The organism is Brevibacillus laterosporus DSM 25 (assembly GCF_002706795.1).
Classification (GTDB): domain Bacteria; phylum Bacillota; class Bacilli; order Brevibacillales; family Brevibacillaceae; genus Brevibacillus_B; species Brevibacillus_B laterosporus.
In genome coordinates this window covers 1,980,430-1,994,785 of record NZ_CP017705.1, presented here as the reverse complement: position 1 = coordinate 1,994,785, position 14,356 = coordinate 1,980,430, and the positions used below count along the sequence as shown (strand labels likewise).

At 40.9% G+C, this 14,356-nt stretch carries 13 protein-coding genes and 1 pseudogene; 10 read left to right on the top strand and 4 right to left on the bottom strand.

The genetic code is table 11. From position 1 onward, the window contains the following. Window positions 1–130: 130 nt before the first annotated feature. Window positions 131–436 carry an FmdB family zinc ribbon protein gene (locus BrL25_RS09495; protein ID WP_018671107.1) on the bottom strand — a complete coding sequence of 102 codons (306 nt, stop codon included), beginning with the start codon at window positions 434–436 and terminating at the stop codon, window positions 131–133. Between the two features lie 54 nt (window positions 437–490). Continuing rightward, window positions 491–603 (bottom strand): annotated as a pseudogene (locus BrL25_RS24775) (acetamidase/formamidase family protein); the annotation flags it as partial. Window positions 604–833: 230 nt separating this feature from the next. Here BrL25_RS24775 and BrL25_RS09490 point away from each other — a divergent pair. The 4 genes from BrL25_RS09490 (at window position 834) to BrL25_RS26500 (ending at window position 4,659) form a co-directional block, all read left to right on the top strand. Continuing rightward, on the top strand, window positions 834–2,981 hold the full coding sequence (locus tag BrL25_RS09490) for a YhgE/Pip domain-containing protein (protein WP_018671106.1): 2,148 nt from the start codon (window positions 834–836) through the stop codon (window positions 2,979–2,981). 129 nt (window positions 2,982–3,110) lie between these two features. After that, window positions 3,111–3,785: a helix-turn-helix domain-containing protein gene (locus tag BrL25_RS09485; RefSeq protein WP_018671105.1), complete on the top strand. Its 675-nt coding sequence runs from the start codon at window positions 3,111–3,113 to the stop codon at window positions 3,783–3,785. A gap of 20 nt (window positions 3,786–3,805) precedes the next feature. Then, a complete protein-coding gene (locus tag BrL25_RS09480; RefSeq protein ID WP_236847664.1) occupies window positions 3,806–4,411 on the top strand; it encodes an IS3 family transposase in 606 nt (201 codons plus the stop codon). Continuing rightward, on the top strand, window positions 4,372–4,659 hold the full coding sequence (locus BrL25_RS26500; RefSeq protein WP_099327242.1) for an IS3 family transposase: 288 nt from the start codon (window positions 4,372–4,374) through the stop codon (window positions 4,657–4,659). Before BrL25_RS09480 ends, BrL25_RS26500 begins: the two co-directional genes overlap by 40 nt. 118 nt (window positions 4,660–4,777) lie before the next feature. On the opposite strand, the gene BrL25_RS09470 is transcribed toward BrL25_RS26500, so the two are convergent. Both BrL25_RS09470 and BrL25_RS09465 read right to left on the bottom strand, forming a co-directional pair. Continuing rightward, window positions 4,778–6,088, bottom strand: a complete 1,311-nt coding sequence (locus tag BrL25_RS09470; protein ID WP_018669629.1) for a haloacid dehalogenase-like hydrolase — start codon at window positions 6,086–6,088, stop codon at window positions 4,778–4,780. Window positions 6,089–6,196: 108 nt separating this feature from the next. Continuing rightward, window positions 6,197–8,251, bottom strand: a complete 2,055-nt coding sequence (locus tag BrL25_RS09465; RefSeq protein WP_236848102.1) for a methyl-accepting chemotaxis protein — start codon at window positions 8,249–8,251, stop codon at window positions 6,197–6,199. Window positions 8,252–8,808: 557 nt separating this feature from the next. Here BrL25_RS09465 and BrL25_RS09460 point away from each other — a divergent pair. From BrL25_RS09460 to BrL25_RS09435, 6 genes are read left to right on the top strand one after another with little or no spacing between them, the layout of a single operon-like run. Then, window positions 8,809–9,414, top strand: coding sequence for a glycerol-3-phosphate responsive antiterminator (locus tag BrL25_RS09460; protein ID WP_018669631.1), 606 nt, complete (start codon window positions 8,809–8,811; stop codon window positions 9,412–9,414). Continuing rightward, entirely contained in the window at window positions 9,386–10,114 is a 729-nt protein-coding gene (locus tag BrL25_RS09455; protein ID WP_018669632.1) for an HAD family hydrolase, read from the top strand. The genes BrL25_RS09460 and BrL25_RS09455 overlap by 29 nt, the downstream gene beginning before the upstream one ends. A 1-nt stretch (window position 10,115) precedes the next feature. Beyond that, a complete protein-coding gene (locus BrL25_RS09450) occupies window positions 10,116–11,201 on the top strand; it encodes an ABC transporter ATP-binding protein (RefSeq protein WP_018669633.1) in 1,086 nt (361 codons plus the stop codon). Further along, entirely contained in the window at window positions 11,202–12,152 is a 951-nt protein-coding gene (locus BrL25_RS09445) for a carbohydrate ABC transporter permease (protein WP_018669634.1), read from the top strand. It abuts the gene before it with no gap. Between the two features lie 57 nt (window positions 12,153–12,209). Next, on the top strand, window positions 12,210–12,995 hold the full coding sequence (locus BrL25_RS09440; RefSeq protein ID WP_428829390.1) for a carbohydrate ABC transporter permease: 786 nt from the start codon (window positions 12,210–12,212) through the stop codon (window positions 12,993–12,995). A 32-nt stretch (window positions 12,996–13,027) separates the two neighbouring features. Continuing rightward, on the top strand, window positions 13,028–14,344 hold the full coding sequence (locus tag BrL25_RS09435) for an ABC transporter substrate-binding protein (RefSeq protein ID WP_035311771.1): 1,317 nt from the start codon (window positions 13,028–13,030) through the stop codon (window positions 14,342–14,344). Window positions 14,345–14,356 lie beyond the last annotated feature (12 nt).

Genomic DNA, 14,356 nt, shown 5'->3' with positions numbered 1-14,356 from the left:
GCTTATCTTACAAACAACTTGTTACAAATCATTGGATAGAAATCTTACGAAAGTCTTAAGATGTAGGAATTCCTGCTGCACAAATAACAAAAACCCCTTCACTTACGTGAGAAGGGGAGCTAGATTTCTATTAGTGGCTGATTTGCCAAGGTCGTTTGCCAGGCGGCGGAGCAGGTACACCTGTAGGGAAATGAGAAGGATAGGAGTGTCTACAAGAATGTGTGGCTGAATGTTCACGGCGTACGACCTTAGGTACGGCACTTTGTTCCACACGCTTACGTAATACAGCTGAGGATGTGATTAATCCGGGGGCTGTGTACAATCTAATGGCTTCCTTCGTACAAAACGGACAATCAATTACCTCAGTAGCACGTTTCATGCTCATTCTCTCTTCAAAAGGTCCGCAATCTTGGCATTGAAAGACGTAGGTTGGCATTAGTAGCTCCTTTCTATGTATAACATAAGTGTGTTCAACGGGCGCTGTACTTCATAACATATAAGCTTGTTCACCGCGGTATAGCCCATCGTTGTTTTTAGATATTCAATCGCATTGAGGCAGGCACGGCGATAAGCAAGGTGCGCATCTAAATAATATTGTTCACCAGGATTATGACGAGGAGTAGCCTGCTCCTCCATAGGCTTGTTCAAATCTACCTGAAATAAAACTTCCGGCATAGAAGACCTCCTTTTACTGTATAGCCTTGTTATCCATCCTATGTGGACAAGGATAAAATCATTACTGATTGAATGAAATGGTTTCTGGTTTGGATATGTTGATAGATAGAGGTACAATAAAGGCTAACCAAAAGACTAGAGATTATAGGGGATATGCGATGAATAATATTTTTCTGATATTCAAAAGAGACGTAAAAAAAATTGTAACGAATTGGGCCGCTGCCATTATTATTTCTGGACTTGTTTTCTTACCGTCTCTATATGCGTGGTTTAACATTGAAGCTTCCTGGGACCCGTATGGGCAGACGAGTGGGATTAAGATTGCTGTGTCTAATCTGGATAAGGGAGCAGAACTACGTGGAAATAAACTCAATATTGGAGAAGAGATCATTGCCTCTTTAAAAGAGAATAAAAAGATAGGCTGGGTATTCACCGATGCAGATAATGCCTTGAGAGGGGTAGAGCATGGTGATTATTATGCGAGTATCACCATACCTGCTAATTTCTCAGAACGAATCGCAACAGTGTTGTCCAAAAATCCACAAAAGGCCGAAATTATCTATAACGTAAATGAGAAAATCAACGCTATATCACCAAAAATAACCGCAAAAGGCGCAAGTGGTGTAACGGAAGAGGTAAATCGTAATTTTATCAAGACAGCGAACGGCACCATTTTCCGGATTTTCAATGAGATTGGCATTCAGTTAGAGAGTGAGCTACCTACGATTAGACGATTAATTGAACTCGTATATAAAGTAGAGGGTTCTTTCCCAGAAGTACATAAAGTGATTTCTACAGCTAGTGCCGATTTGAAAAAAGCTGATGATATCTTGAATAAGGCCCAAAATAATCTACCAGTGGTGACACATCTTGCCCAAGATGCTGAAAAGCTCTCTGTGCAGGTAGGTGAGTTCCTGGACCACAGTACAGATGCGATCGGAACGTTAACACCTACGATAAAAGAGAACCTACTGGTGATTCAACAAGCCTCTGTGCTGAGCGAAAAATTATTAGGAATTCTACAGGATATTAGTTTTGTGCCAAGCTTGGCTAAAGTAGAGCTTGATCGTACTGCTGAACGTTTAGACAGAGCCATAAGCGTTACAAATCGTTTGATAGGGGTGTTTGAGCCACTATCCAATCTAACAGGGAAACGGCTGCATTTTGTCACTGATAAGCTCAAAAGTATAAAATCAACTTTTGAAAAGCAGCAGACCATTGTCACCTCCCTTGCAGATGCGATTGACCGAGGCGAAAGGCCAGCTCAACAACTAGTGGATCAGTTTATACAGCTCTCCAGAGACACCTCCCAAGCTATTGATGATCTTCTCAATCGCTTTGACACGCAGATTGAACCGCTTATTATGGAAGGGATCGAAAAAGCGAAACAGGATGCCAATCAAGCAAGAGCGGTGATCAAGGATGCAATTACTAGCATACCGGATGTGCAAAAAATCTTACAGGATGCCGCAAAGGGACTGTCTTTGGGAAGTAAGGATCTATTGTTGCTTCAAAAAAATCTGCCTGAGGTAGAAGCAAAAATTAAAGATTTAGCCAAACGGATCAGAGCTTTAGAAAAAGAGGGTAACTTAGAAGAAGTGATCGATCTGTTGAAGAGAAATGCGGAGAAGGAGAGCCAGTTTTTCGCGGAGCCAGTTATTTTGAAAGAAAATCGAATGTTCCCGATCCCTAATTACGGTTCAGCAATGTCGCCGTTTTTTACTACATTATCCTTGTGGGTGGGTGCATTGCTACTGGTTTCTTTATTAAGCGTAGAGGTTCATGATGATGAGCATGCTTTTAAAAGTTACGAGGTTTATTTTGGCAGGTATCTGACCTTTGGGATGCTAGCCGTACTACAGTCTGTTATGGTAACGATGGGTGATATATATATTTTAGGTGCCTATGTAGCAGATAAATGGTGGTTTGTCGTATTTGGCTTACTGATTAGTGCGGTGTTCATGCTGATTGTTTATACGCTCGTCTCTGTTTTTGGAAACGTAGGGAAGGCGATGGCAATCGTGCTCTTGGTGCTACAGCTTGCTGGTTCTGGAGGGACATTCCCGATTCAGGTCACACCGCCATTTTTCCAGGCTATCTATCCATATTTGCCCTTTACGTATGCCATTAGTATGATGCGAGAAGCGGTTGGTGGCATCCTATGGGACATTATCAATAGGAATATCATGATGATGACTGCCTATGCCGGAATTGCTTTGATCATTGGGTTAGCTTTAAAGAAATTCATCAACCGATCTTCAGCTAAATTAGTTAAAAAAGCTAAAGAGAGTCAGCTGATTCACTAGCACAACCTACCTAAGATAAATCAGTATGTCTCTAAAACAAATGAAAGACCGTTCCCCAGCCTTGATAAGCTCCCCTTAAAGTAGACAGGTGAAATAATAAAAACCTGCTGCTCTAAGGGGAGTTTTTTCATGCATAAAAAATGGAGTGCGCAAGAGAAATTGGCGGTGTTACAGGAAATTGAAAGAAGCCAAATAGGATTGGCGGCTGCCGCCAAAATGTATGGTATCGGAAAAACAACATTGATCGAATGGAGAGATCGTTATGAGTTAAACGGATTTGAAGGGTTGGAACATCGAATCTGTAACAGAAGTTACTCTGCGGATCTCAAGATCCAAGCGGTTAAAGATTATCTATCTGGGGCATTATCTCAAAGTCAAATCATCCGAAAGTACAAAATTGCTTGCCGAACCCAACTCCGTCGTTGGATTCAGAAGTATAATGATCATAGCAGCTTAACATCGTATTATGGGGGAGCAAAAGCTATGACAAAGGGTCGGGCTACAACATGGCAGGAACGGATAGATATTGTTCAGTATTGTCTTGCACATAACTATGACTATCAGAAGACCGTGAGCCAGTATCAGGTCTCTTATCAGCAAGTATACCAGTGGGTTAAAAAGTATGAGAATGGCGGTCAAGATGCGTTACAGGATGGTAGGGGGCGTAAGAAACCGGAGGAAGAACTAACTGAAGCGGATCGGCATAAGCTCGCCATGAAGAAGCTGGAATATGAAAATGAGCGCCTTCGCGCGGAGGTTGCTTTCTTAAAAAAGTTACAGGAGTTCCAAAGGAGGCGAACTTAGGCCAACATCGACAGGTAAACATCTATCTTGCCATACAAGCCGTTCATCAAGAAAAGGCATGTAGTGTGCAGGAATTGTGTGAAATTGCAAAGATCCCTCGGTCAAGCTATTACAAATGGCTGAATCGCAAGCCTAGTGCGCGTGAGTTGCAGAACCAACAGCTTACCGCAGCCATGGTCTCGTTGTATAAGAAGGTTGATGGTATCTACGGGTACCGTCGGTTAACCCTTCATTTGCGTAGAGAGACCGAACAACAGATTAACCATAAGCGCATACAACGCCTTATGAAGCTAAAGGGAATCCAAGCGGTCATCCGTAGAAAGAAAAAGAATTATGCACGCTCCACTCCACAGCATGTCGCTGAGAATTTGTTAAACCGTCAGTTTCATGCAAAGGCACCGAATGAGAAATGGGTAACGGATGTAACGGAATTCAAATACGGCAGAGGTCAGAAGGCATATTTAAGCGCTATTCTAGATCTGTATGATAACACCGTAGTTTCGTATGTTTTAGGACATGCCAACAATAATAATCTTGTATTTCAAACCGTCGAATTAGCCATAAAAGCGGCGCCAGGAAGCAAGCTATGCTTCATAGTGATCGTGGTTTTCAATATACCTCTTTAACTTTTAAAAAGTTATTTGCAAAGAAGATAACCCAGAGCATGTCCCGTGTTGGCAGGTGTATTGATAATGGTCCGATGGAAGCGTTCTGGGGAATCCTTAAATGCGAAAAATATTATTTACATTCATACAGTACCTTTGAGGAGCTGAAGAAAGATATTAATACCTACATCTACTTTTACAATAACGAGAGATTACAGGCAAAACTAAACGGCCTCAGTCCAATAGAATTTAGGACCAAGGCCGCTTAACGATTTTTTATTTTTTGTACTGTCTACTTGACGGGGTGCAGTTCACCTGCGGGAACGGTCTTTTTACATACAATGAGCGAGTATAATGAATCGTATCACTCACACTAATCGTGTTTTATTACTTGCTTGGAAGTAGTTCAGCTTTTGTGCTACCTACTTTAATTGATGATTCAGTAGGAATCCACATACCTGTGTTTTCATCGCGACCTTGTAGTACGAATTTAGGGTCTTGTTTTTTCATTTCATCTACAGCTTGTTTAGAGAGTTTACCAATATTACCATCTTTTAGAAGGTTTAGAATTAAAGCTAGTTTTGTATCAGGGAATTGAGTCATCATTTCGTAGTCGCCATTGCTATCGCCACCTATAAATAGAGGACCATTTCCACCGTGTTTTTTAGCAATCTCAGCTTTAATTACTTCTGTTTTTCCACCATAAACTGTTTTGAACCAGTCCTTTTTGTACACTGGCTGCATAACACCTTTTGCATCTTTCTCCAATTCCATACCGATTACGTTTTCTTTTGGAATGTTATAGCCATACTTAGGATTTGATGCAAATACTTCTACTACTTCTTTCATAGAAGCAGATACTACATAAACATCAATTCCATTAGAACGGAAGGTATTCATCATGCTAGCAACCTCTGGAGATAGACGAAGACCGGATGTATATGTAACGCTGATTACGCCAGCTTTACCGCTTAGCGTTTTTGGACTTGTATAGTTGATTTTACGGATGGAATCACCTAGACCGTAGTCATTGGAAAGCTCAGCCAATTCATGAACTTCATCAACGCTCATGTTAGTCAAGAAGTAAAGAACCCAAGGATAACCTACATCGCTACCATGAGAACCGTTGATTGCTTCGTACAAGAAGTACATTTTTGTACGGAAGTCGATGAATTGGTCAGACTTAGTTACTTCTTCTAAGGATTTTTTACCTTTGAAGCCTTTATAATTCTCATACAAGAATTTGTAGTCAGAAATGATGTCAGCAGAAACGTTTTCCATTGTGATTGTTTTGCCGTCTACTGTTTTGTATTTATCAGCAAAAGGACCCTTTGGAACGTTCATAACCAATACTTTTGCAAATTCTTCTGGTGTTAATTTGAAGTTCAAGTGATTGATTTGATAAATAAGTAGCGCTTCTTGAGTATCGTGCATGATGCTAGTGTTGTCCCAGTCAAAAACAGCATAAGGTTTTTTATCTGCTTTGTAATTAGGACTCTTTACGCCATACTGGTCGATCATTTTTTGAACAGCAGCGTGAGTTTTTTCAGCCCATTTACCTTTGTCAAGCATTTGTAATTGCTGTTGAGCAATTTGTGTAGCAGAAGCTGTTGATAACGGAGCTGCGAATGCTGGTGCTGCACCTAGCATAAGTGATAGGGATAGACCGACACTTAGCAATACTTTTGTTTTCTTCATGATTTTCTCTCCTTTATGATGTAGGTTTTCTTATAAACAATCGGGAATATCATGGATACTCCCGACTATTTGCGATGGGAATCTTGCTAAACAGAGAGTACAAATGGGTTATACCCGGAAACGGTCAATTAAGCTCGTTAATTCCTGAGATATCTGACGTAGTTCCTCAGATGATCCTTGAAGAGCCATCATTGCAGTTACCTGGGACTCAGAGGATACAGATACGTTTTGCATGTAATCAGCTGAAAGCTTAGCTATATGTGCTGTCTCATCAACAGAAGATGCAATCTCTTCACTGGCAGCGGACATTTCCTCTGAAATAGCGGAGTTATCATGAATTTGTTCCGTTATATTTTTAATTTGTTGAAGGATGCGTTGGAAAGCTTCACCGGAATCTTGTACCATTTGAACACCGTTAGAGACGCTATGGTTTACATCATTCATAGATTCCATGGCACGATTAGTCTCTCCGTGCACTTCATTAATTAAGCTAGCGATTTTACCAGCAGACTCTGAAGATTGCTCTGCAAGCTTTCTTACTTCATCTGCAACAACAGCAAATCCTCTACCATGTTCTCCTGCACGGGCAGCCTCTATGCTTGCATTTAGAGCAAGAAGATTGGTTTGGGAAGAAATGTCGGTAATCATATCTACAATTTTTACAATCTCGTTAGAACGTTCCTGTAGGACCTTCACGACAGAGAGGGAATGCTCGACAGATACACCGATGTTGCTCATTTGTTGTACGGCGTGCTGTACGGTATTATTACCATTCTCAGCTTCTTGTGTTGTATCAAGTGAAAACTCTGCAATTGAGGAGGTAGATTCAGCAATTCGTTGAATACCCAGTGCCATTTCCTCCATGCCTTTAGCACTTTCCTCTGTACGCATAAGCTGATTATCTGCGCCACTTGCTACTTCTTTTACATTTTCAGCAATCTTATCAATAGCCACTATATTACTTTCCACATGAGCAGATACCTGCTCTGAGGAGGCTACTAGCTTTTTGGATGCGGATACAATCTCTGAAATCAGATACTTAATAGATAATTGCATGGATTGCAGAGAATTAGCCAAAGTACCTAACTCATCCTTACGTTGAAGTAAATGAGGCTGTACTTCTTTGGTTAAATCACCTTCTCCAATCTCTTGCATGTGACCAATTAAGGTAGTGATTGGCTTAGAGAACTTACCAGCTAGAATAATAGATGCAACCAAAGCAATAACACCCAAAATGACACTCATGATCAAAATAAGGAAGAAGATATGATCAATGCTACTATTAAGCTCGCGTTGTTCAATAAATGAGATATATTTCCAACCAGTTTTTGGTGAGGTATAGACGTTCGTTAAATAATTTTGATTTTCCATAACGACTTCCAGTTGACCTGTCGACATTTCACTTAGTCGGGCTAATGTTTTATTATCCAAATCTTTTACGTTTTTGGAGATCATATCCGGATATTGAGGGTTAGCAAGTACAGTACCCTCAGCGGAAATCATCATAACATAACCGGTTTCTCCAATTTTCATTTCCTTCAAGACTTCGGTTAAATTCAGTAGGTTTGTATCAATACCAAAAACCCCTACTGCTTTTCCAGCCATATCGCGAAGCTGTGTAACGATACTGACTGCAATAGTATCTGTTCCTGTCAAGATATAAGGAGCAGTGATTACGACCTTGCCTGGTTCTTTCATAGCATCTGTATACCAAGGACGGTCACGTGGGTCATAATGTGAGCTCATATTTTTGACAGGATACTGTGTATAACCGCTAAACTCAGTTCCTACAAATAGCGATGAAGTGTTGGGATGGGCTTGAATATAGCGTTTAAATTCTTGGGCCAGTTCTGCTTCTAAACCACCATTTCCCATAGCATCTATTTTAACTGTCCCAGATTCATTTTTATATGACTTGATCGATGCATCTGTTTTTTTCAACAGAGAAGAGTTTGCAAGCATGAGTACGTTTTCACGGATGGAATTAAAATAAATAGATACGCCATTATCCACTTGGGCTACTTCCTTGGTGTTAGCAGCCAAGAAATCCTGATGAATCTGTCTTTTCATATCCAAGTAAACAACACTGCTAATAAGAGCAATCGGGATCGTAATGCATAGAACAAATGCAATGATTAACTTGGCTTTTATTGTATGAAACAAAGGCGTTCCCTCCCACATGCAAGTAACCTCTATCAACTTTTTCCAAATAAAAGGAAATAGAGGCGAAATTTTATTTCTGTTCTATTAATTAATCGGATAAATTCGGAATAAAATGAAGGATTATTTCGAAACTACATAGTCGTGTTAATTATTCATGAAGAATTTGTTACATTTATGAAAAGTTTTAAAACAATGATATTGGAGGGATTCTATGGAGTTTTATCGTGTAAAAATAGGTGGTTTTTTGAACTGTTTTTAAGTGGAATTTAAATTTTATATTCACAAAAAATATCATTTTAATAAATATTTTTATGGTAAATATGGTAATAAATGATGGTAAGATTCATTTTCTTAACAAAATGATGTTCTAAACTTTACAGCACCTACACAGCATATTAAAAAACAAAAGGTAAGATACAACTAACAAGTAGATAGCGATAAGGTTGGAGCCGGGGAGAAACCTCAATAGAAATTACCAAAAACTTTTTTAAAAGAAAGTGTATTGGCAGGTTCTATTTGAGGTTTTTTATTTTTGAACAGGAGGGTAAATAGCAGACATGAATCAAGCGGAGTTTTACGCCAGATTAGAAAAGCATAAAATCATTGCATCTATTAAACACCCGAAATCTCTGGAACGTGCATTGGAGGCTCCCATTAGTGCTGTAGTGCTTTCAATTGGAAATGTAAACACAATGAAACGATATGTAGATCTGTTTAAATCACACCAGATTCCAGTATTTCTGCACGTAGAACGCATGGGTGGGATTAGCTACGATCGGGAAGGTATGGCCTATATAGGAGAGAATGTGAAGCCAACAGGAATCGTTACAACGCGTAATACGCTGATTAAATTAGCCAAAAAACATGGCCTCCTTACTATCCAACGTTTGTTCTTAGTTGACAGCGATTCACTAAAGTCTGGAATTCAATCTATTCAGGAAACTCAACCAGATGCTGTGGAGATCATGCCTGCCTTACTACCGGAGTATATCATTGAGTACCGAAATACGCTTCAACAGCCAATTATAGCAGGGGGGTTGATCAAGAGGCGGGAACAAATGGTGACGGCTCTTCGGCATGGTGCCATTGCTGTATCTTTAGGACAACATCAGTTGTGGAAGGAGAATATGGGAGATGAGAAATTGCAGCACTCTTCTATTTGATTTAGATGGAACCCTGCTTGATAGCAGAGAAGGTGTGATAAATGCGGTTTACTTCACGATAGAAGAGCATTGTCCAGGCATGTTTACTAGAGATGAAATAACAGATCGCTTTGGCGAATCCTTGGAGGAATTTTTACATGAAGTTGAAATAAGAATCAACGAACAACAGGTACAAAAGCCTGAACTCCCAGACCAGTCAGAATCAAATAAAGGAAAGCTTTGGGATCGTTCAGCATATTGTAGGGATTATTTTACATACATGAAAAAACATCATAACAGCCAGATACAGTTGTTTCCATTTGTAAGAGAAGGACTAGTAGCACTGCAAAAAAGAGGATTTCAGCTTGCTGTTGTCACCAATAAACAACGCGAGTTTGCTTTACAAGGCTTAGAAATGGCAGGCATCCTGCATGTATTGGACACAGTGGTCACGCTAGATGATGTGGCACTTGGCAAGCCTTCTCCTGAGCCAATACAGAAGGCGATAGCAATTCTACGTACTACACCTGAAGAGACACTCATGATTGGTGATAGCAGGTATGATCTGTTATCAGCTAGTGCGGCCGGTGTGCGTAGCGTGTTGTTGGAGTGGTATGGAGTAGATCAACAAATGCAAGAGGAGCCTCATTATCGATTTTCAACATTCCAAATGCTTGTCGATGAACTACTGCTAGCCAGTGTGCAAAGAAAGGGTGAGTAGAGTGGCAGAAGTCGTGCTGAAGCAAGTAGTGAAATCCTATCAACAGCAACAGGTGGTAAAGGGAATGGATTTAGTAATTCCGGAGGGTTCCTTTACGGTTCTTGTTGGTCCTTCAGGCTGTGGTAAATCAACTACGCTGCGAATGATAGCTGGACTTGAGAGTGTGACGGAAGGCGAAATTTGGATAGGCAAGCAAAAGGTGAACGATGTGCCACCCGGTAAACGAGATTTGGCCATGGTGTTTCAAAACTATGCGCTGTACCCTACGATGACAGTCTTTGACAACATTGGTTTTGGTTTAAGAAACCGAGGCGTTTCTAAAAAGGAATGCAAGATATTGGTCGAGGAAATTGCTGAAATCGTAGGACTTCAAGATTATTTACATCGCAAGCCAGCCCAGTTATCAGGCGGTCAGCGCCAGCGTGTGGCATTAGCCAGAGCAATGGTTAAAAAGCCAAAGGTGTTTCTCATGGATGAGCCCTTATCCAATCTGGATGCTAAATTGCGGAATCAGATGCGCGTGGAATTAACCAGTTTGCACAAACAGCTAGGGACAACATTTGTATATGTGACACATGATCAGGTAGAAGCGATGACGATGGGCGATCAGATTGTTGTCATGAATGAAGGGGAAATTAAGCAGGTGGCCTCCCCGATCCATCTCTATCATGAGCCAGAGAATTTATTTGTTGCACAGTTTATCGGCTCGCCTTCCATGAACATTTGTCAACAGAAAAATCACGCAGGAATGATAGTAGGCTTCCGCCCGGAAAAAGTGATGATAGTGACAGAACAAGGAATGGCACAACATGAACATGTGTCACAATCACCTATTTCAGATTTCTCTAGTAAAGGAAGCATTATCTCGCGTGAAATCCTTGGCTCTGATGTCCTGTATTACGTACAGACGGAAGCAGAGAGAATCATTGTCAAAAAAGAGGCGGATCAGCTTTTTCCCATAGGAGCCGACGTCATCATATCAGTGCTCCCAGAACACCTTTATCTCTTTGATCCAGCTACAGGAATGCGAAAGAATTCCCCTCAACTACCTTATCAAAAATCAGCGATCGCAGGAGGATTGGTGTGAATGGAAAAGGTGGCTACGACACAAACCAAATCGCTACCCACTCCATCAGCCTGGTCTAGGGAACGGATGATAAAAACGAAATTTTTGGAAAACGTGCGTCCTTATGCATACATTACTCCTGCTCTGTTGTTTTTTACGCTTTTTTTCTTATTTCCGATCGGTTACATGATTTATCTTAGCTTTCATGATTGGTCACTACTAAATTTGGATGCGATCGAGTGGGTAGGTTTTGCCAACTTTCGAGAGCTACTACATGAACCAGATTTTCATCTCGTTTTCCTCAATACCATTGTGTTCACTATTGGTACCGTATCTATCAGTATTTTGTTAGCTTTTTTCCTGGCCCTTTGGCTTAATCGAACAGCTAAAATTTATGGAATTATGCAAGCCGCAGTTTTTAGTCCGCATATCATTTCATTGGTGTCAGTGTCCATGCTATGGATGTGGCTTATGGACCCGCAATACGGTTTATTGAACGCTCTGTTGGAATTTATCGGATTACCTGCTTATACATGGCTCAGTGATACCAAAAGTGCAATGATTTCACTCATTCTGGTGAGCGTTTGGAAAGGTGTAGGCTATAACACGCTAGTCTTTATTGCGGGACTGCAAAGTATACCGAGAGATCTTTACGAAGCGGCCAGTTTAGATCAGGCAAGCAAATGGAAAACGCTACGTAAAATTACCGTTCCAATGCTGTCACCTACTTTATTTTTTCTGACGGTCATTAATATCATTTCCTCCTTTCAAGTTTTTGACACGATTTATATCATGACGCAAGGAGGACCTGTTAATAGCACAAATATGCTGGTCTTTTATATCTATGAGCAGGGAATGGATTTCTATAATGGAGGGATTGCTTCAGCGGCGTCTGTCTTATTATTGGGACTCATCGGAGTTGTTACTTTTCTACACTTTTTATTTATGGAAAAACGTGTTCACTATCGCTAAAAGGGGGGATGACAAGTGAAGCAAGTAGGACATCTTTCGCTTAAAGCGATTGAATGGATGCTGTTACTAGCAGTATCGCTCGTCTTTGTCTTTCCTTTTCTATGGATGGCGTTGACTGCTTTTAAAACATTGCCAGAGGTCTTTCAATTTCCACCTACTTGGTTGCCTGAATCTTTGCAGTTTCAGAACTTTTTAATCGCTTGGAGTTCAGGACCATTCTTTACCTATCTACTAAACAGCACGTTGGTAGCGGTTGGAATTTTACTTCTTCAAATTCTAACGGCTGTGCCTGCTGCCTATGCATTTGCAAGGTATCGCTTTCGGGGAAGAAATCTTCTGTTTGGCGTAACACTGATCGCCCTTATGATTCCGCCTCAGGTTATCTTTCTACCTATCTATGTGGAGATGAGTAATTGGGGGCTAGTAAACACATTATGGTCATTGATTTTACCTTATGGGGCGAGTGCTTTTGGTATTTTTTTACTACGCCAGGCCTTTATGCAGGTACCAGACGAGGTAATTGAAGCAGCAAGACTCGATAATGCATCTGAGTGGAAAATCATGTGGACCATTATGGCCCCTATGGCAAAGCACGTGCTGGTCACATTTGGACTATTTAGCTTCATTTATCACTGGAACGATTACTTTTGGCCGCTCATCATGACCAACAGTAACGAGGTACGCACATTACCTATAGGAATCTCCATGCTTAAAACGGCTGACGGTGGTAGTCAGTGGAATGTGGTTATGGCGGGGAATATGATTTTGGTGTTTCCCATACTACTGATTTTCTTTTTTGCTCAGCGCCATATTATTAGCGCATTTGTCTATCAATCAAAATAAAAGTAAGAATCAAGGAGGGCAAGAACGTGAACGTGAAAAAGTGGGGCTTATCTATTCTCATGTGTACAGTCGGTTTGTCAGGAATGCTAGTGGGATGTGCTCAACAGAAGGCAGCAGGAACCACCGAACAGGGGACACAAGCAAAGCAGGAAGCAACAGCATCCAGCCAGCCTGTTGAGATTGATTTCTGGTATGCAGTAGGCGGTCACAACGGGGAAATGGTCCAAAAGCTTGTAAAGGAATTTAATCAAACTCATAAGGATATTGTGGTAAAGCCTTCTTATCAAGGAAGCTACTACGAGAATCATACTAAGGTACTGTCAGCGGTAACAGCAGGGAATCAACCTGATGTTACGATGGTGGAGATTGCTTCAATTGGTGCCTTTGCCGATGCGAAGGTATTGGAGGATCTAGGACCATATACTGCTGGAGAAGAAAAGAAATACAATCCTGGCCTCATGGGTAACTCCTATTGGAAGGAGAAATTATATGCCATTCCGTTTAATCGCTCCACTCCTTTGTTATATGTGAATCGAGATTTATTGAAAAAAGAAGGACTTGATCCAAATGGCCCCAAAACATGGGAGGAATTACGTAGTTTTTCTCAAAAGCTCACCAAAAAGGAAGGCGGAAAAACCAAAACGTACGGATTCTCCACACCAATTGATATCTGGTTTTATGAAGCGCTGGTATTTGAGAGCGGTGGACAAATTTTAAGTGAAGACGGCAAAAGCTTAGTCATTAATACAGAGGCAGGTAAGGCGCCTTTAGAATTTTGGATAAGCATGTTAAAAGAAGGAATTATGAAAGCTCCTCCAGGTGAGAAGTACAATGCCTGGGATGTAGCCGCGCAGGATTTCCTGAATCAGCAAGTAGGGATGATCTTTACGACTACTGGTGAGCTGAAGGGCATGCGGGAAAAAGCTAAGTTTGATGTAGGAACGGCCTTCTTGCCTGCTAATAAGAATTTCGGAGTACCAACAGGTGGGGCAAATTTAGTCATCTTACAAAAATCATCTGAAGAGGAAAAGAAGGCGGCGTGGGAGTTTGTAAAGTGGATCACTGATACCCCACAAACCAGTGTATGGTCAGCAGAAACAGGATATATGCCAGTCACATCGGACGCAATTCAGTCAGATGAAATGAAAAAAGTATATGAACAGGACCCTAACTTCCAAGTGGCTGTGAAGCAGTTAGAGTATGGTAAGGCACGTCCAATGGTACCAGGCTATAAAGAACTACAGGAAGTCATCATGACAGAAATTCAGCGCGTAATTTTAGGTCAGGCTAGTGTTGACGAGGCCTTATCAAAAGCTGTGGAAAAAGGTCAGAAATTATTGAAGAAATAGGGAGAGGAGATC

What these genes read in the sequence shown, in the direction of transcription:
- BrL25_RS09495 (WP_018671107.1), bottom strand. Translation starts at nt 436, where the DNA reads ATGCCAACCTACGTCTTTCAATGCCAAGATTGCGGACCTTTTGAAGAG.
- BrL25_RS09490 (WP_018671106.1), top strand. Translation starts at nt 834, where the DNA reads ATGAATAATATTTTTCTGATATTCAAAAGAGACGTAAAAAAAATTGTA.
- BrL25_RS09485 (WP_018671105.1), top strand. Translation starts at nt 3,111, where the DNA reads ATGCATAAAAAATGGAGTGCGCAAGAGAAATTGGCGGTGTTACAGGAA.
- BrL25_RS26500 (WP_099327242.1), top strand. Translation starts at nt 4,372, where the DNA reads ATGCTTCATAGTGATCGTGGTTTTCAATATACCTCTTTAACTTTTAAA.
- BrL25_RS09470 (WP_018669629.1), bottom strand. Translation starts at nt 6,088, where the DNA reads ATGAAGAAAACAAAAGTATTGCTAAGTGTCGGTCTATCCCTATCACTT.
- BrL25_RS09460 (WP_018669631.1), top strand. Translation starts at nt 8,809, where the DNA reads ATGAATCAAGCGGAGTTTTACGCCAGATTAGAAAAGCATAAAATCATT.
- BrL25_RS09455 (WP_018669632.1), top strand. Translation starts at nt 9,386, where the DNA reads ATGAGAAATTGCAGCACTCTTCTATTTGATTTAGATGGAACCCTGCTT.
- BrL25_RS09445 (WP_018669634.1), top strand. Translation starts at nt 11,202, where the DNA reads ATGGAAAAGGTGGCTACGACACAAACCAAATCGCTACCCACTCCATCA.
- BrL25_RS09440 (WP_428829390.1), top strand. Translation starts at nt 12,210, where the DNA reads ATGCTGTTACTAGCAGTATCGCTCGTCTTTGTCTTTCCTTTTCTATGG.